Origin of the sequence: Bifidobacterium reuteri DSM 23975 (genome assembly GCF_000741695.1) — a bacterium.
Taxonomy (GTDB): Bacteria; Actinomycetota; Actinomycetes; order Actinomycetales; family Bifidobacteriaceae; genus Bifidobacterium; species Bifidobacterium reuteri.
The window spans coordinates 233,827-250,843 of the sequence record NZ_JGZK01000001.1 but is presented as its reverse complement, the minus strand read 5'-3'; the positions used below and the strand labels follow the sequence as shown (position 1 = coordinate 250,843).

General features: G+C 60.9%; 13 protein-coding genes and 3 tRNA genes. 11 read left to right on the top strand and 5 right to left on the bottom strand.

All coding sequences use genetic code 11. From position 1 onward, the window contains the following. Positions 1 to 106 precede the first annotated feature (106 nt). From BREU_RS00950 to BREU_RS00940, 3 genes are all read left to right on the top strand, one after another. Positions 107 to 1,402 (top strand): MFS transporter, encoded by a 1,296-nt coding sequence (locus BREU_RS00950; protein ID WP_044089194.1) that lies wholly within the window; start codon positions 107 to 109, stop codon positions 1,400 to 1,402. Positions 1,403 to 1,458: 56 nt separating this feature from the next. Then, on the top strand, positions 1,459 to 2,766 hold the full coding sequence (locus BREU_RS00945; RefSeq protein ID WP_052381967.1) for a glycosyltransferase family 4 protein: 1,308 nt from the start codon (positions 1,459 to 1,461) through the stop codon (positions 2,764 to 2,766). 134 nt (positions 2,767 to 2,900) lie between these two features. After that, the gene (locus BREU_RS00940; RefSeq protein WP_081886461.1) at positions 2,901 to 4,427 is read left to right on the top strand and encodes an amino acid permease; all 1,527 of its coding nucleotides are present in this window, start codon (positions 2,901 to 2,903) and stop codon (positions 4,425 to 4,427) included. 139 nt (positions 4,428 to 4,566) lie between these two features. Here BREU_RS00940 and BREU_RS00935 read toward each other — a convergent pair whose 3' ends face one another. Next, positions 4,567 to 5,271 carry an HAD-IA family hydrolase gene (locus tag BREU_RS00935; RefSeq protein ID WP_044089196.1) on the bottom strand — a complete coding sequence of 235 codons (705 nt, stop codon included), beginning with the start codon at positions 5,269 to 5,271 and terminating at the stop codon, positions 4,567 to 4,569. Between the two features lie 149 nt (positions 5,272 to 5,420). Between BREU_RS00935 and BREU_RS00930 the strand changes: the two genes are divergently transcribed. After that, on the top strand, positions 5,421 to 6,740 hold the full coding sequence (locus tag BREU_RS00930) for an esterase/lipase family protein (RefSeq protein WP_044089197.1): 1,320 nt from the start codon (positions 5,421 to 5,423) through the stop codon (positions 6,738 to 6,740). A 46-nt stretch (positions 6,741 to 6,786) separates the two neighbouring features. Here the strand turns inward: BREU_RS00930 and BREU_RS00925 are convergent. From BREU_RS00925 to BREU_RS00915, 3 genes are all read right to left on the bottom strand, one after another. Continuing rightward, positions 6,787 to 6,859: transfer RNA gene (locus BREU_RS00925), tRNA-Val, on the bottom strand. Positions 6,860 to 6,904: 45 nt separating this feature from the next. Beyond that, positions 6,905 to 6,976: transfer RNA gene (locus BREU_RS00920), tRNA-Val, on the bottom strand. Positions 6,977 to 7,010: 34 nt separating this feature from the next. Further along, a tRNA-Gly gene (locus BREU_RS00915) sits at positions 7,011 to 7,083 on the bottom strand. A gap of 313 nt (positions 7,084 to 7,396) precedes the next feature. Here BREU_RS00915 and BREU_RS00910 point away from each other — a divergent pair. The 7 genes from BREU_RS00910 (at position 7,397) to BREU_RS00880 (ending at position 15,580) form a co-directional block, all read left to right on the top strand. Then, a complete protein-coding gene (locus tag BREU_RS00910; RefSeq protein WP_044090691.1) occupies positions 7,397 to 7,957 on the top strand; it encodes an NADPH-dependent FMN reductase in 561 nt (186 codons plus the stop codon). A gap of 195 nt (positions 7,958 to 8,152) precedes the next feature. Beyond that, positions 8,153 to 8,767 (top strand): methylated-DNA--[protein]-cysteine S-methyltransferase, encoded by a 615-nt coding sequence (locus BREU_RS00905; protein WP_375137534.1) that lies wholly within the window; start codon positions 8,153 to 8,155, stop codon positions 8,765 to 8,767. 132 nt (positions 8,768 to 8,899) lie between these two features. Next, on the top strand, positions 8,900 to 10,570 hold the full coding sequence (locus BREU_RS00900; protein ID WP_044095746.1) for an ABC transporter substrate-binding protein: 1,671 nt from the start codon (positions 8,900 to 8,902) through the stop codon (positions 10,568 to 10,570). Between the two features lie 170 nt (positions 10,571 to 10,740). Next, the gene (locus BREU_RS00895) at positions 10,741 to 12,108 is read left to right on the top strand and encodes a DUF2974 domain-containing protein (protein WP_044089406.1); all 1,368 of its coding nucleotides are present in this window, start codon (positions 10,741 to 10,743) and stop codon (positions 12,106 to 12,108) included. 164 nt (positions 12,109 to 12,272) lie between these two features. Next, positions 12,273 to 12,902: a TetR/AcrR family transcriptional regulator gene (locus BREU_RS00890; protein ID WP_044089405.1), complete on the top strand. Its 630-nt coding sequence runs from the start codon at positions 12,273 to 12,275 to the stop codon at positions 12,900 to 12,902. 196 nt (positions 12,903 to 13,098) lie between these two features. Further along, positions 13,099 to 14,553 carry an aspartate ammonia-lyase gene (locus BREU_RS00885; protein WP_044095748.1) on the top strand — a complete coding sequence of 485 codons (1,455 nt, stop codon included), beginning with the start codon at positions 13,099 to 13,101 and terminating at the stop codon, positions 14,551 to 14,553. 235 nt (positions 14,554 to 14,788) lie between these two features. Beyond that, on the top strand, positions 14,789 to 15,580 hold the full coding sequence (locus BREU_RS00880) for a mechanosensitive ion channel family protein (RefSeq protein ID WP_044089430.1): 792 nt from the start codon (positions 14,789 to 14,791) through the stop codon (positions 15,578 to 15,580). 91 nt (positions 15,581 to 15,671) lie between these two features. Here the strand turns inward: BREU_RS00880 and BREU_RS00875 are convergent, their stop codons facing one another. Beyond that, the gene (locus BREU_RS00875; RefSeq protein WP_081886478.1) at positions 15,672 to 16,745 is read right to left on the bottom strand and encodes a CPBP family intramembrane glutamic endopeptidase; all 1,074 of its coding nucleotides are present in this window, start codon (positions 16,743 to 16,745) and stop codon (positions 15,672 to 15,674) included. Positions 16,746 to 17,017 lie beyond the last annotated feature (272 nt).

Here is a 17,017-nt window from a genome sequence, read left to right as displayed (position 1 = left end):
GGACTCCGGCATGTTTGTTCACATTCCGTTCAACTTAAACGGCACTCGGCGTATATGCATCGCTTCTACGATTGATTCAGTTGTGTAAATCCCAAGGAGCGTAAGCATGAGCGCAGCCAGCACCACGTCATCGCCGGCAACCGGCAAACTGTCCGCCCGTGAGAAGAAGTGGATCGTCTACGATGTCGGCAATTCCGCATTCGTGCTGCTGTCCACCGCCGTGATTCCGATCTACGCGAAATCGCTGATGCCTGCGGACGGCAACATCGTGTCCGCCTGGGGATACGCGCAGACCATCGCCTCGCTGGTCATAGCGCTCCTGATGCCACTGCTCGGCTCCATCGCCGACGTGCAGGGCATGAAGATCAAGTTCTTCCTCGGATTCTTCGGCACCGGCGTGGTGATGTGCTGCGCGATGGCACTGCCGCTGACATGGCTGCCGTTCCTCATCGTCTATGTACTGGCCACCATAGGTCTGAACGGCTCGTTGACCTTCTATGATTCGATGCTCATCGACACCACCACCAACGACCGCATGGACAAAGTGTCCTCGCACGGCTATGGCTGGGGGTATGTCGGCTCCACCATCCCGTTCATCGTGTGCATCGCGCTGATCTTCGGCGGACCCGCCGTGTTCGATTGGTCGACCGTGGCCTGCACGCGCGCCTCGTTTATCATCACGGCCATATGGTGGGTGGCGTTCACGATCCCGCTGATCACGAGCTACCGTCAGGAGCACTTCCGCGCCACCCGCGAACACACCGCCGAAGCGATCCGCGGCACCTTCACCGAACTGGGATCGACGTTCGGCAAAATCGTGAAGAACAAGCCGCTCTGGATGTTCATGGTCGCCTTCTTCTTCTACATCGATGCCGTGAACACGGTGATTTCGATGAGCACCTCGTACGGCACGCAGCTGGGCATCGACTCGACCCAGCTGGTGGTGGCCCTGCTGGTCACGCAGTTCGTGGCCTTCCCCTGCGCGATCCTGTATGGCCGTCTGGCCGGCCGTTTCGGCTGCAAGCCGATGATCACCGTGGCCGTCATCGCCTATATGGGCATCGTGTTCTTCGCCACGTTCTTCCTGAAAGCCGCGCTTGAATTCTGGATTCTCGCGATTCTGGTGGGCATGTTCCAAGGCGGCATCCAGGCGCTGTCCCGTTCGTACTACGGCAAGATCATTCCGAAGGACCACGCCAACGAGTACTACGGCTTCTACGATATCTTCGGCAAGACCGCCTCGATCCTGGGCACCTTCCTCGTGGCCACCACCACGTCGCTGACCGGCAACGCCTCGATCGGCGTGCTGTCCATCGCCATCCTGCTGGTCGTGGCCCTCGTGTTCCTGACCCTGCAGAAGGATCCGACCAAGGTCACGGCATCGTCGGCAGCGACGGCCTGACCGTCATCATCAACCATCCACAGCACATACTTCAGAATCGACAGGCGAATATCATCGTGAACGATGCAACGAAGCAACAATCGGATGACTCATCCATCCCGGACAATCAGAGCGACGGCAGCACATCGGGCTTCCAACGGCGCAAGCTCAATGTGCTGATCGTCAGCGAATCGTCATTGGAGCAGACCAACGGCGTTTCCGGCAGCGTCAAGCATATTCTCGACCGGTTTGCCGAACACGGGTTCTCCGCCCGCGTGATCGCGCCTCAGCCCGCACCAGAAAGCGGAGAATACGCCGGCTACCCTGTGGACGCGGTGCCGACCGTGCCGATTCAGAAGTTCAATGTGGCCATTTCGCCGAAAACCCCGATCATCCAATCCATCGAGGACGCCCCCAAGCCGGACATCATCCACGTGGCGGCACCGATCTCCAAGCTGGGCCATGCGGCGCTCATCGCCGGCGAGGAGCTCGGCGTGCCCACCGTGGCCATCTACCAGACCGATGTGGCGCAGTACGCGCGCCGATTCGCCCGTCAGGCGGTGGACGGTGTGACGGACGGCATAGCGCCGCACCACACCGGATGGCTGCGCAAAGTGAGCAAGGCCGCCGGCGAGAAGGCAGAGGATATCGTGGCCAAGCGCATCGCGCAGATGCACAACATGGCTACGCTCACCCTCGCGCCCACCGACCAAGCGCGGCAGAGGCTGGAATCGTTCGGCGTGGACCCCTCACTGATCCGCCTATGGGGCCGTGGCGTGGATTCCGATTTGTTCACCCCCACGCGCGCTGCGGGTGGTCATGCCGCTGAACTGCACAGCGCATGGAGCCATGACGGCACCATGCCGGTGGTTGGCTACGTGGGGCGTCTCGCCCCTGAAAAGCAGGTGGAACAGCTCGCGGCACTGGCCGACCTCAATATCCAACTGGTCGTGGTCGGCGGCGGCCCGATGGAGGAAATACTGCATGAGCAACTGCCTCATGCGGTATTCACCGGCATGCTTCATGGCGACGACCTCGCCGACGCCTATGCCGCATTGGACATCTTCGTGCACACCGGCAATGAGGAGACGTTCGGGCAGACCATTCAGGAGGCCATGGCGTCCGGGCTGCCGGTCATCGCCCCGGCCAGCGGCGGACCGATTGACCTGGTCGACACCAATGTGACCGGATTGCTGTACCGTCCCAATGATGAGGACGATCTGCGCGAATGCGTAACGCGACTCGTCGAGGACGAGCCGTTGCGTCGGCTCATGGGCACCAACGGACTCGCCGCTGTGCAGGGGCGCACCTGGCCGAACATGGTCGACCGGCTTATCGACTACTATCGTCTGGCCATCGAACTGAATCTCGCCCACCGCGCCTAGTGCGCCACATACCGACTCACAGCCTGTGGCTGCCCTGCGCACGCGTATACTGTTCTGGGCGCGGCGGGGCGTCTTCTTTGCCGATTCATCCCTGCGCGCCAGCCATGGCAGGAACACACGTCAAAGAGAGCAGTATGAGTCAGACCGAATCCGATACAGCCGTACAGTCGCAGCCGCCCGTTTCCGATACGTCAGCCGAGGCGACGGCACATGCATCATCGGACGAGACCAGCGGCGGCACAGACCATACCAAGCATGCGTTGCACACGAATCTCAAGCGGGGCATGGAATCACGCCATCTGCAGATGATCTCGCTCGGCGGCGTCATCGGAACCGGTCTGTTCCTGAGTTCCGGCTACACCATCCAGCAGGCGGGTCCCATCGGCACCATCCTGGCGTATGCCATCGGCGCGGTCATCGTGTATCTGGTCATGCTCACGCTCGGCGAGCTTTCGGTGGCGATGCCGGTGACCGGTTCCTTCCATGTGTATGCGGAGCGGTTCATCGGACCAGGCACCGGATTCGTCATCGCCATCCAGTATTGGATGACGTGGACGGTGGCGCTGGGTTCCGAATTCACGGCCGCCGGTCTGCTGATGCAGCGTTGGTTCCCCGATACGCCCACATGGATGTGGTCGGCAGCATGCATCGTGCTCATCTTCACCTTGAATGCGTTGTCGGTGCGGTTCTTCGCCGAGGCCGAGTTCTGGTTCGCGTCCATCAAGGTATTCGCCATCTGCGCGTTCATCGTAATCGGTCTGCTGGCGATTTTCGGCGTAATCCCGATGAAGGGATACACGCACGCCCCGCTGTTCGGCAACCTCATCAAGGACGGCATCTTCCCGAACGGCTTCATGCCGGTGTTCGCCACGATCCTGACCGTCAACTTCGCCTTCTCCGGCACCGAGCTCATCGGCGTGACGGCCGGCGAAACACGTGACCCGGAAACCGCCGTGCCGAAGGCCATCCACACCACCCTGTGGCGTCTGGTGCTGTTCTTCATCGGCTCTATCGTGGTGATGTGCGCGCTGATTCCATGGCGTCAGGCCGGCGTGGGCGAAAGCCCATTCGTGCTCGTATTCAGCTCTATCGGCATCCCATATGCGGCCGATATCATGAACTTCGTGGTGCTCACGGCCGTGCTGTCCGCCTCGAATTCCGGACTGTACGCCTCCACGCGCATGGTGTGGTCGATGGGGCATGAAGGCATGATCCCGCGCTGGTTCGCCAAGACCACCCGTCATGGCGTGCCGTTGCTGGCCCTGTGCGCGGCCATGGCCGGCGGGTTGTTGGCGTTGCTGTCTTCGGTGGTGGCAGCGTCCACCGTGTATCTGGTGCTGGTGGCGCTCTCCGGCCTGTCCGCCGTAGTGGTCTGGATCGCCATCGCCTACTGCCAGATCGTGTTCCGCAAGCGTTGGGTCGCATCCGGACATCAGGTCGATGAGCTGAAATACCGCACGCCCGGCTACCCCTATACCTCGTGGGGCGCGTTCATCCTGTGCACCGCTTCGTTCCTGCTGGTGTTCTTCGACAAGGAGCAGCGGTTCGCGCTGGGCGCGGAACTGGTGTTCATCGTGCTGTGCTATGGCGCCTACTTCGTGCAGCGTTGGTGGAGGAAGACCCATCCTCGTGAGGAGGATACGCCGGCGCAACTGCCATAAGCTGACGTTGCGGCCCGGCACCGGCCCAGGCCGCAACATTACGCGGCCACATCACGCATCATCCGCAGGGTGGTCGCGATTGCCAGGAAGCAACCGGCTAATATCCATCTGCCTCTCTCCGCCAAGTGAGCGCTCCGCGTCAAGGAAGCAGTCTGGCGCGCAAGGAGACGGCATCGGTGAAACGGATGCCGTGCAGTCCGGCTGCGGTGCCAGCCTCGGCGTTCCACGGCTTGTCGTCCACGAATGCCGTATGTGCGGGATCCACGCCAAAACGGGCGATGGCACGCCGGAAGATCTCCGGGTCGGGTTTGTGGATGCGTTCCGCACTGGAGACCACCACATCCTTCAGCAGGGTGAGTTCAGGGAACAGCTCGCGCGCCGCGTCCACGTATTTCACCGTGAAGTTGGTCAGTCCCCAGCAACGCACTCCTGCGGCGTGCAGGTCGCGCAACAGTTCGGGCATGCCGGGCAGCATGCCGACCAATGCCAGTCGCTGCCGGGCGAAATACAGCCGGAATGCCTCATATGCAGTCTGATTCGCCACAAAGGGCGCAGCTTCCCCAGTAGCCACCGCATCGGCAGTATCGGCAGTATCAGCCATATCAGCCATCGAAGTGTCGACGAACCCGGCCACCTCATGGTGGGCGGCATAATCCGCGAGTACCCGCTCCTCGCTCCACCCCAAATCGGACAGCTCATCGTAATGCCAGAATCCATAAGGGTCACCACGGTCGAACAATCGATCGATCACCGCTTCTGGCACCCGTCCGGTCAGCGTCACGCGCGGCTTCCAGTCAACCAATACGTCGCAGAAGTCGAAAATCACATCGGAAAACGCAGCCATAGCCATCACCTTAGCCTGACACAGCCCAGAGCGACATCCATCGCCCATATCAACGCCCATATCAAGCATCGGAATCACAACAACCGTCGCCCAGATTTGTAGCTAGCAACCACCCTATCCGGCGGCGACGCGGACATATGATAGGGCATATGAATCCTCGCATTGCCGCATGCCGATTCGGCGTGATCATGCTTACGATATTCTGGTGGACGTGCCTGGCCGCAACCCTTCTGCTGGGCGCATCACTGTTCACGATACTCGCCGCAGGCTGGCCGGCGCCCTGGGCCGACGCATGGCCCACGTGGGCAGCCTCGGTGGCCGTGACGGTCATCATCGAATCTCTGGTGTTCTGGATCGGCATCATCACCGTGTACGTCACATCCGTACAATTGGGGCTCAAAATCCGTGTGATCGGCATCCTCTGCGGATGGATTCCCGTGGCGAATCTCATCGCGCTGCATCTGATCATCCGCACGGTCGGCGACGAAGTGCGGTTCGAATCCGCCAAGGACCGACTCGACCGTTCACGCGCCGCCCAGCGCATCTGCGCCACGCGATACCCCGTACTGCTGGTGCATGGCGTGTTCTTCCGCGACACCAAAGTGCTGAATTATTGGGGCCGCGTGCCCGCCGAACTGCAGCGCAACGGGGTCGTCATCTATTACGGAGAGCACCAGTCGGCCGCTTCGGTGCCGGATTCGGCACGTGAGCTGACCGAACGCATCCGCAGCATCGTCGAGACCACCGGATGCGGCAAGGTGAACGTCATCGCCCATTCCAAGGGCGGATTGGACATGCGTTACGCCATCGCCCGGTGCGGTGCCGCGCCATACGTGGCATCGCTGACCACCATCAACACCCCGCACCGCGGATGCGGGTTCGCGGATTACCTGTTGGAGAAGATTCCTCTCGCCGCCCAGAAACAGGTCGAGTCGGCCTACAACGCCGCGGCGGCCCGGCTCGGCGATTCCCAGCCGGATTTCATGGCCGCTGTGCATGATCTCACCCAGGCCGGCTGCACCAGTCTCAATGCCGAAATCGGCGATTGGAACGAACTCAACTGCGCTGCGAACGGCGCTGTGGGCGTTGCTGTGGGAGGCATGGCAACCGGCACAGCCAACGGCACATCGAATGGCACATCAGGCAACACTGCTGGGGTCGCCGCCGCTGACCCGTTCGCGGGCATCGTATGCCAGAGCGTCGGCTCCAAACTGGCCCACGCCACCACCGGCAAGTTCCCGCTGAACTTCACCTATCCACTGGTCAAGTGGTTCGACGGCCCGAATGACGGCCTGGTGTCCCAGCCCTCATTCCCATGGGGCGAACGGTTCATATGGCTGGAGCCGAACGGCACGCGCGGCATCTCGCACGCCGACATGATCGACCTCGACAGGGAGAACATCCCCGGGTTCGATGTGCGCGAATTCTATGTACAGATCGTGGCAGGGCTCAAGCAGCGCGGCCTGTAAAACCGGAAAACAAAAAAATCCCGCCAAACTGGCGGGATGCATCGGGTGGGCGATGTAGGAATCGAACCTACGACCCCTTCGGTGTGAACGAAGTGCGCTAGCCGCTGCGCCAATCGCCCGATTGGCATAAGAAAACCGGCAGCCGTCTGCCGGTCTCATGCGAGTGGGCGATACAAGATTCGAACTTGTGACCCCTTCCGTGTCAGGGAAGTGCGCTACCTCTGCGCCAACCGCCCGGGTCAGTTCATCAGGCTGAACCAGCCTTCAGAGAGCGGACAACGGGACTCGAACCCGCGGTCTCAACCTTGGCAAGGTTGCGCTTTACCAACTAAGCTATGTCCGCAATGCTGCTGTATGAAGCAACAGGTGAATAAGATACGCCATTTATCGGAAAAATGCACATTCCCGCGTGTCTCCGCATGATTCCGCGCTTTTCGCCGTTGCTCACATATGGCATCAGTCCACTTCTGCGCCTCCCGCACACCACGCTCGCACACGCATCCCGCACATGCCCTTCCCGCGCCTTCGCCCAGCGCGAAGGGATTGTCAGGCACGCGGGCGCACAATGGGGCATGGCAATAAAAAGTATCGAAACTGCATGGCTCCGACCGCCCAGCCGCGAGCATCCATGCAGCCCTACAGCCAAGGAGTACATCATGACCAAGCTTCTGTTCGTGGTCGGCAGCCTGCACAAGAACGGCTTCAACCACCAGCTCGCCGATGAGGCCAAGACCCTGATCGGCGACCGCGCCGAAGTCGAGTTCCTCGATTACACCGACGTCCCGTTCTTCGACCAGGACGTCGAGTTCCCGAACCCGCCGGCCGCCGTCGACGCCGCCCGCAAGGCCGTCGTCGAAGCCGATGGCGTGTGGATCTTCTCCCCCGAGTACAACTACAGCTACCCGGGCGTGCTGAAGAACCTGCTCGACTGGCTGTCCCGCCCGCTGGAGCCGTTCCCGGCGGAATCCGCTTCCGTGCTGGCCGGCAAGAAGGTCGCCATCTCCTCTGTAGCAGGCCAGTCCGCCGGCGCCGGCACCCGCGCCAAGCTCAATGAGGTGCTGGGCTTCAACAAGGCCGAGCTGCTGCCTGTGGACGAGCAGGCCGGATTCGCTCTGGCTCCCGAGGCCTGGGGCACCGGCAAGCTGGGTCTGACCGACGAAGACAAGGCCAAGCTCGCCGCCGAAGCCGACGCCTTCCTGAAGTTCGTCGAAGAGTAAGCCGATCGGCGCATTCAGCAATGCGTCTTTCTTCCTTTTGGATGCCCGTGCCGAATCATTCACGCATTCGGTACGGGCATCTGTCTTCAATGAGGTACATTAAGCCGCCTGCGGAAAGCTACTACATTGAAGGCAGATAGTCCCAAATCTTCAAGCTAATGGCAGCATTCGGCGAGCGGACGGATAATGATGTCCATGAATGAACACGCACGACGCCCGATAGTGCGAGCCACGGTCGAAACACCGATTGGCCGCATGAGGATGGCCTCGGACGGCGAGACCCTGACCGAGCTATGCCTCGAAGATTGGTGGTGGGCCGCTTCCGGAGCGTCCCAAGGACTCGATGCCGACGACACCGACAATGACGACGACACCGACGTCGGTAATGCCGACACCAGCGACGCCGATTCCGGCACCGCTGAAGTGTTCCGCCAAACTCGGGAATGGCTCGAAGCCTATTTCGCAGGCGAACACCCGAAAATCGGCGCCGCACCCCTGCTCAACCCTCATGGCACGCCATTCCAGCATGAAGTATGGGATCTGGTGGCGGAAATCCCCTATGGGGAAACCGTGAGCTACGGCGAGCTCGCCGCGGAACTTGCGGAGCGGAGAGGCGGCGGCCGGATGGCCGCGCAGGCCGTGGGCGGTGCAGTGAAACGCAATCCCATCACCATCATCGTGCCATGCCACCGTGTAGTGGGAGCCAGGCGGCACTTCGGCGGCTATGGCGGCAGACTCGATATCAAGGCGGAACTGCTGGAACACGAAGGCGTGGATCTCAGCCGATTCGACCTGGACACCGCCGGATAATCACCCATAACCAACACCTATAGGCAAAGGCGTGTGTACCACCCTTCCGTCCTGTACTGTGGCACACAACGGTTCACGTTTGGGGGAATGTCAACCGTTGCATAACACAGGGGAAATAGAGAAGGGGAAATCATGGGATCACGCATCTCATCGACACGCAGGTTGGCCGCGCTGGCGCTCGCAGGCACTTTGGCGCTTTCGGGTTGCGGCGCGGCCGGCAGCGCAGGAGACAACGGCACGACGAGCAGCAACGGCGCGCCGCACTCGGGCGGCATATTGCGCATCGCAGAGCCGACCGAAATCCTCAACTGCATCGACCCGTCCCAAGCGGCATGGACGCCCACCCGATCGCTGGTGCGCCAATTCGCCGAGTCGTTGACCGACCAGGATCCCGAGACCGGCGAAATCAAGCCGTGGCTCGCATCCGACTGGACGGTGGGCAACGACGGCAAGACCTACACGTTCAATCTCAAGCATGGCATCACGTTCTCCAATGGCGAGCCGTTCAACGCCGATGCGGTGGTCGCGAACTTCAACGCGTTCCTCGATGAGGCGAACAGCGGCATAGGCCCCATCACCTACATCACCGGCCTGGAATCAGTCACCAAGGTGGATGATGACACGGTGACGTTCACCTTCAGCCAGCCCAACGCCGCCTTCCTGCAAGCCACATCCACCACCACGCTCGGTCTGCTGGCTCCGGAATCGCTCAAGCAGACCCCTCAGGAACGCTGCCACGGCAAGAACCTGTATGGCACCGGACCGTTCACGCTCACCCAATGGGATATCAGCAGCAAGACCACCCTGGCCCGCCGTGAGGGATATAACTCGCCTTCGCCGTTCGAGACGCGCAGTAAGGGCGACGCCTATCTGGAGGGCATCGAGGTCTCCTACATCCCCGAGCAGTCCGTGCGCACCGGCAGCCTTGCCGGCGGCCAGATCGACGCCATCTGGCAGGCGGCGGAAGGGGAGATCTACGAAAACGAGGCCGCACAGATCAAGGCCGCCGGAGGCACTATCCAATCTCGAGCAATCCCCGGCACCTCGTACGACATCTATCCGAATGTGCGAGACGAAAGCCGTCCATTGTCCGACAAGGACGTCCGCGAAGCCGTCTCCCTGGCACTCGACCGCGCCGCCTATGCACACACGGTGTACCGTCAGGATTATCCGGTGGTCAAAGGCATCCTGGGCTCGTCCACCCCGATGTTCCAAGCCACGCCCGATGCGATCAAGTATGACGTGGACAGGGCGAACGACCTGCTTGACAAGGCAGGCTGGAAGCTGGGCGAGGACGGATATCGGTACAAGGACGGCAGGAAACTGACGCTTATCATGCTGGATTTCGTCAAGAACCCCGGACAGGATCTTCTGGTCGATCAGCTGCGTCAGGTGGGAGCCGACCTGCAGATCGAGATCAGCACATGGTCGGATTCGGTGAACAAGGAAAAGACCGGCGAATACGACCTGTCAATGCTCTGGAGCTATACGCGCAGCGACCCGTCCGCAATCGACAACCTGCTCAACGTGAAGGACGGGACCGGCAACAAATACGCCCGCTGGAACATCGCCAACGCCGAACAGCGCGCCAAACTGGATGCACTGTTCAGCGCGGGCATCAATGAGCTCGACTCCGCCAAGCGCGAAAGCATCTACAAGGAACTCCAGCAGTATCTCGCCGACGAATACCTCCAGATCCCCATCTATGAACGCGTGGGCGATCTGGCGCTCGGCGCGAACGTGCACGATGTGCGCTTCACTGCGGAATCATTCATCTCGCTCTATGGCACTTGGATTGATTGACCGCCCCGTCGCACAGGTCGTAATCCATCATTTCCGGCCGAAGTGATGAACAACGGCGCCCATGTGTTCGCCGTGGGAGCACCGCCGGAAAGCCGTCCGCCATAGTCTCGTACAATCATGCCAAGAGCCGGGCCTTCCGAGCCCGGCTGTGCGCAGGGAGGGACGCGGCTATGGCGAACATCATTGACTATGCGCGCGATGAAGTGCGCCCGTTCGACGAGCTGCCGTTCAACGAGGTGGACGCGCTCATCCTGGCCACGCTGGTCTATGAGGACGTGGCCAACATCGGCCCCGCCCTGATGCTGGACGAAAACCAGCCACACGCCTCAGGCAGTTCGTTCGCCGGCCGACTGCGGGCATTCGAGCCTGAGCATCCGCTGATTTGGTTCCGCAATCTTTGGCACCCACCGCTGGAATCGGTAAGCCTCGCGGAAGCGAACAAGGAACTGCATCATTCGCTATCATCCGGCGATGACGACAAGCCCCACGAACCGCAGGTGGTGGCGGTCATCGACCCCAGCCTGACGCATACGCTATTCCAGGTGTGCGCAGGCTCTCCGCGATTCCGCAACATTCGTCTGGGCGCTGTGGCCGAACACGTCAACCGCGGCGAACAGACGCAGTTCGCGGCCGCGACATTCCAATTGCCGGATGGCCCAAGCAGACGGCACCGCACACATAAAGGCACGCTGGTCATCTCCTTCCGAGGCACCGATGATTCATTCATCGGATGGAAGGAGGATTTCAACATGTCCTTCCAATACCCCGTGCCTGCGCAACGCGCGGCGAGCGCCTATCTGGACACGGTGGCCCGACTCTGGCAGGGGCCCATCGTGCTGACCGGACACTCCAAGGGCGGCAATCTGGCGATCTATGCGGCGATGAACGCCACACAGAAGGTACAGCGCCGCATACGGCACATCTATTCCCTGGACGGCCCGGGGTTCCCCCGCGAGATTGTGAGCAGTCCCGCGTATCTCGCCGTGCAGCCAAAGGTGACGAAGATCGTGCCCAGCTCCTCTATTGTGGGCATGATCTTCGAGACTCCGGAACCATGCCGTGTGGTGTCTTCGGATTCGGACGGCATCATGCAACATTCCGCGTATACCTGGCGGGTCGACGGCGACCGGTTCGTCACCGAGCCCGATATCAGCACCGGTTCGCAGTGGTTCAACGAGCAGCTCAATCAATGGGTGACCGACCTGACGCCCGAACAGCGCGAACGTGCCGTGGACGCCTTGTTCCGAGTCCTGCATGCCAATGGCGCCACACGGCTAGGGGACCTGATGAGCCACCTTCCTGCGTCCATCCCCTCCATGCTGGGCGCATATGTGGGACTCACTCCCGAGGACCGGCGGCATCTGACGGAAGCCGTGGCCATTCTGCTCAGAGCGTCCACCACGAAAGCCAAGGGGAAGGCGGCGACCTCCCGTACCGCCGACGAAAGTGGCACGGCCCCAGAATCCGTATCGGAGGCCCATGCCGACGGAGGAACGGCCGCTGACGAGCCGCCATCGGCGTCGTCCAGCAGCCAGTAACCGGTCAGGAACGGCAAACGCCAAAAACCACTATCCGCTCGGCATCAAATCGCCAGTTCAAATTGGTTACTCTGTATAATAAACTCACCAATAAGATAGTACGAACAGGGTGATCAGCATGACCGGACCGGTTCCGCCGATCACGTACGCGAAAGAGGGGCATCATGCCACGTCCACGCCTGAGTTCCGAAGTGCTTCCCGCCCGCGACCGTCTTGAAAACGCGTTCTGGGAGCTGCTCGCCAATCGCGACTACCGCAAGATCACCGTCACCGACATCGTGCGCGAGGCCGGCGTGAACCGCAATTCCTTCTACTACCATTTCGCCAGCCTGCATGAGCTGGCCGATGCCGCCATCATGCATCAGGTGGAATCCATACCAATCAATCAGCGCCCCGACCCGGACGGCGATCCCACAGACCAATGGAGGGAACGCATCACCTGGATCCTCTCCCACCCCGAGCAGCGCCGTCGCCTCGACCGGCTGGCGCTGATCGCAGGCCCGCATAGCACAGTCGAGCTCGCCGAATCCCTGCGTGATTTCACCCGTCTGCAGATTGTCAACATGCTGCAGAAGGACCCCACCGACCTTGATCTGAAAACCGACCTCATGGTCGACTTCTCGGTGGGAGGGCTGCTGTCCGTGCTGCATCGCTGGCCTGAGCTCAGCGACACCATCGAGCTCAAGGACCTGCTCAAGGAAGATGTGGCAGTCCTGGCCATGGGCATCTATCTGGCTATGAGCCGCGAGGACATGCTCACATACTGGCGACGCATCTTTACATCCCACATGTGACTTGTCCGTTGTCTCCTCGATCAGCACGAGGAGACAGACGTGCGAACAGCCCCGCAGAACCCGCCCACGGAATACCGCCACAGTGCGCGCCGCACAACAAACAGGCCGCAGCCGGCATGGGCATGAGAGGTTTCTCACAAGGCGCAATCGCCGACAATGCTGGCGTTTCAACGTCCGACACGGAAAGATGGTGATTATGAGCGAACAGACCGCATTCCCGCATGGCACCCAAACGACCACACGTGTGGAGCATGACTGCATCGGCACATTGGAGGTCCCCAGCGATGTCTACTGGGGCATCCACACCCAGCGCGCCATCAGCAATTTTCCGGTCTCCGGCATCACGGATGGCCAGCACCCGGAGCTGATTCGCGCCTATGCTACCGTCAAGCGCGCATGCGCCATCGCGAACGAGGAGCTCGGCCTCATCGACCACGATAAGGCCGAAGCCATCCGCCAGGCATGCCATGAGATCGAACTCGGCAAACTGGCCGACCAGTTCCCGGTGGATGTGATGCAGGGCGGTGCCGGCACGTCCGCCAACATGAACATGAACGAGGTCATCGCCAACCGGGCGCTGGAGATCGCCGGCCACCAACGCGGCGATTACGCCTATATCCACCCCAATGACGACGTCAACGAATCCCAATCCACCAACGACACCTATCCGGCGGCATGCAAGCTCGCGCTCATCGACGCGATAGGGCCGCTGGCCGAAGCCACGAAGAAACTGGCCAAGGCCTTCCATGATCTGGCGGACAAGCACATCAACGACGTGACCATCGGCCGTACGCAGCTTCAGGATGCCGTGCCGATGACCTACGGCCAGGAATTCCATGCCTTCGCCACCCTGCTGAAGTCCGATCTGGCGGCCTTCGACCGCGTAGTGCCCCTGCTCGCGCAGTTGAACCTCGGCGCCACCGCCATCGGCACCGGTATCTGCGCCGACCTGCGGTTCCGTCAATCCGCCACCACGCATCTGGCCAACATCACCGGCCTTCCCATTACCGCGGCACCCGATCCGGTGGCCGCCATGACCGATATGGGCGCCTATGTGGCCACATCAGCGCCCGTGAAGAGCCTTGCCGTGCACCTGAAGAAGGCCGCCGACGACCTGCGACTGCTGAACTCCGGCCCCCGCTGCGGATTCAACGACCTCAACGTACCGGCCCGTCAGGCCGGCTCGTCAATCATGCCGGCCAAGGTGAACCCGGTGATTCCCGAATGCGTGAACCAGTGCTGCTTCTCCATCTTCGGCATGGATGTGACCGTGAACTGGGCCGTGGCTGAAGGCCAGCTGCAGCTCAACGCCTTCGACCCGCTGATGGTGCATGAGCTGCTCACCGGTATGAAGCTGCTCACCAACGCCATGACCATCTTCCGCACCAACTGCGTGGAGGGCATCGAAATCCATACGGAAATCGGCCGCGACTATGCGCAATCCTCGCCATCCATCGCCGCCGCGCTCAACCATTACATCGGATACGAGAAGGCCGCGGACATAGCGGCCGAAGCCGTACGCACCGGCCGCACGGTCCGCGAGGTGGCCGGCGAGCGCACCGATCTGCCTGCGGAGCAGCTCGACGAGATCCTCGATCCGATCCGCCTGTCCCGAGGTCTGGGACAGACCTGCCGCGAGCATCAGCAATGACATGATTGTCGACACGACAGTCGCGCCGGCGGTTGTGTCGACAATCATGCAGACGGCGTCACACCGCCGATCATCGGGTTTCCGGTGCGTTCACCTGAGCCGCTCCATTACCGGGCCAACGAACCGGACCACCGCATCTGACCAACGCACCGGCAACTTCCAGCGCGTTTCCCGCAGTCTCCACAGCTTCCCCCAATAAGCCCGATACAGTGGCAGTATGACAAACAACGTGACTATGAGCGGCATTGAACAATGGTTCCAGATGAATATGGGCCGACTGATCTGGCTGGTATTGATGACGGTGCTGGCGTTGGTCGCCGACCGTATATTGAGCCGGCTTCTGAGGAAAGCTCTTGACAAATCCCAGATTCCCAGCGCATCGATCTTCATCAATCTCGCACGTGTGCTGATATGGGTGGCCGCCATCGCCATGGTGCTGCAACCGGTGTTCGGCATCAATCCGACCACGCTGGTCACCGCTCTTGGCGTCGGCGGCGTCGCCCTCTCTCTTGGTCTGAAGGATACGATTGCCAATGTGATCGGTGGATTCGGGCTGATGCTCGGCCGCGTCATCCAACCGGGCGACCTGGTCACCGTGCAAGGCGTGACCGGCACCGTGCATGACATCACATGGCGTCACACTACGGTGCGCACACGTGGCGGCGACTTCATGATCATCCCTAATTCGGTATTGAATACAGCGGCTCTGACCAAGCTCAGCCCTGTGAGCGAAAGCATGATCACGCTGGAGTTCACCGCCAAGGCATCCTGCGACCCGGATGAGGTGAGCCGCGACATCCTCGCCCGCGTCACCGCCGCAACCGCCGACCTTGAGTTGGAATCACAATCGCCGCTCGTGAAGTTTACCGGATTCTCGCCATACGGCAGAACAGGTCAGGTACTGCTGTTCGCACGCCCGGGCGTGCTGTTGTCCACCATCCGCGACAAGGCTGCGCGCGCTATTGCGGAGGGAGACCCTCACTATTTGGTGGAGAACGGCGGTTCATCCTACAACGCGCAGGAATGACAGCGTTCAGCAGAGATCCGAAAACGATTGTGGGCGATGCCGAAGTCCGGCATCGCCCACAATCGTCATTACGGCATCACCGCGATCTCAGTCATTGCAATAGCATCCAGAAGGTCAGCGCCAGCGTCAGCAGCACATAGACGATGACGCCGGGGTTCGCGTAGGCAGTACGAATCTTGAGACCGGCCGGCAATTCCTCGGGCGCGGTATAGAACTCCCAACGGTTGCGCCAGCGCACCAGCAGCACGATTCCCGCGACGCACAAGGCGAGCATCGCCAAGTAATACAGAGACACAACAGCGAGGCCATTGAGCTGCCCGCTGGCTGCCATGCGCGCTATTTCGCTTTCACTCAACGTACCGTTCAGGATCCTCGGATCAATCAGGCGTATCACCGCAGGCCCGACTACTCCACCGAGGAGATTGATGGACATGTGCATGACGATGACATACCACAGGCGTGAGGTGCGCGTGTAGACATATCCGAGGATGAGTCCCAGACCGAAGGCATAGAAGAATTGGTATATGTTCAGGTGGAACAGGGCGAATGCCAAGGCGGAGAACACGATGGCGGTTTTCTCACCGTATCGGCGCAGACGGGAGATGATCTCCTTGCGGAAGATCCACTCCTCGAATATCGGTGCGAACACACCAGCGAACAACGCGACAGCCCATACATCGCCTCCAACCAGCAGTTGCTGGACACGGTCGCTTGCCTGCCCTTGGGAAACGACCGCAGCCATCAGCTGTCCGATGAGATTGCCGGCTACCATCACCGGCACGCACATGATCAGCAGCTGAGCGAACTCGCCGCCCTTCAACGTGTATTGACGCGTCTTGACGGCGGGCACCAACGTGAAGATCAGCATGCTCAACGGTATGGCGATCAGATACATGGGGCCGGAAGAGGTCAGCAATGACATCCATGTCGGCTGATTGCCTCCGAAGAATTGATGCGCAGCCCCGCTCGCCAGAATATTGCCTCCGATCCACAACGCGATCATGACGGCAAGCGCGGCGCCGATCAGCGTGAATCGTCGATAGGCGACGAACCACCAATCCCTCGAGGGCTGCTGGAGTGCGGGCATCGGCTGAGGTTGCTGTGCGCTCGATGACGCATCAGGCTGCGGCGCATCATTGGACGGCGACGGATTGGACTGTGTCATATTGGACTGTGTCATATTGGGCTGTGCCATATCGGGCTGTATCACAGGTTGCGATGGCTGAGCGTTGTCCTGCTGCTGCGGAGCTTCCGGAGCGGACGGCGTTGTCTCGTTCATGTGCATTCCCCCATCATCATTGGTCTGACAGCACCGATTGTGTATGCCTGTCATGTTCCAGAATACGGTACCGATGCCAGATGCATACTCATCCCTGAGGGTGATTCTGCAACGAGTCGGAACAGAAGCAAACGGGGGATCGCGCATAATCGCACGAT

Coding starts and splice junctions, on each gene's coding strand:
- BREU_RS00940 (WP_081886461.1), top strand. CDS start 2,901: ATGAGTCAGACCGAATCCGATACAGCCGTACAGTCGCAGCCGCCCGTT.
- BREU_RS00905 (WP_375137534.1), top strand. CDS start 8,153: ATGAATGAACACGCACGACGCCCGATAGTGCGAGCCACGGTCGAAACA.
- BREU_RS00880 (WP_044089430.1), top strand. CDS start 14,789: ATGAGCGGCATTGAACAATGGTTCCAGATGAATATGGGCCGACTGATC.
- BREU_RS00875 (WP_081886478.1), bottom strand. CDS start 16,745: ATGACACAGTCCAATCCGTCGCCGTCCAATGATGCGCCGCAGCCTGAT.
- BREU_RS00910 (WP_044090691.1), top strand. CDS start 7,397: ATGACCAAGCTTCTGTTCGTGGTCGGCAGCCTGCACAAGAACGGCTTC.
- BREU_RS00950 (WP_044089194.1), top strand. CDS start 107: ATGAGCGCAGCCAGCACCACGTCATCGCCGGCAACCGGCAAACTGTCC.
- BREU_RS00935 (WP_044089196.1), bottom strand. CDS start 5,271: ATGGCTGCGTTTTCCGATGTGATTTTCGACTTCTGCGACGTATTGGTT.
- BREU_RS00930 (WP_044089197.1), top strand. CDS start 5,421: ATGAATCCTCGCATTGCCGCATGCCGATTCGGCGTGATCATGCTTACG.
- BREU_RS00900 (WP_044095746.1), top strand. CDS start 8,900: ATGGGATCACGCATCTCATCGACACGCAGGTTGGCCGCGCTGGCGCTC.
- BREU_RS00895 (WP_044089406.1), top strand. CDS start 10,741: ATGGCGAACATCATTGACTATGCGCGCGATGAAGTGCGCCCGTTCGAC.
- BREU_RS00885 (WP_044095748.1), top strand. CDS start 13,099: ATGAGCGAACAGACCGCATTCCCGCATGGCACCCAAACGACCACACGT.
- BREU_RS00890 (WP_044089405.1), top strand. CDS start 12,273: ATGCCACGTCCACGCCTGAGTTCCGAAGTGCTTCCCGCCCGCGACCGT.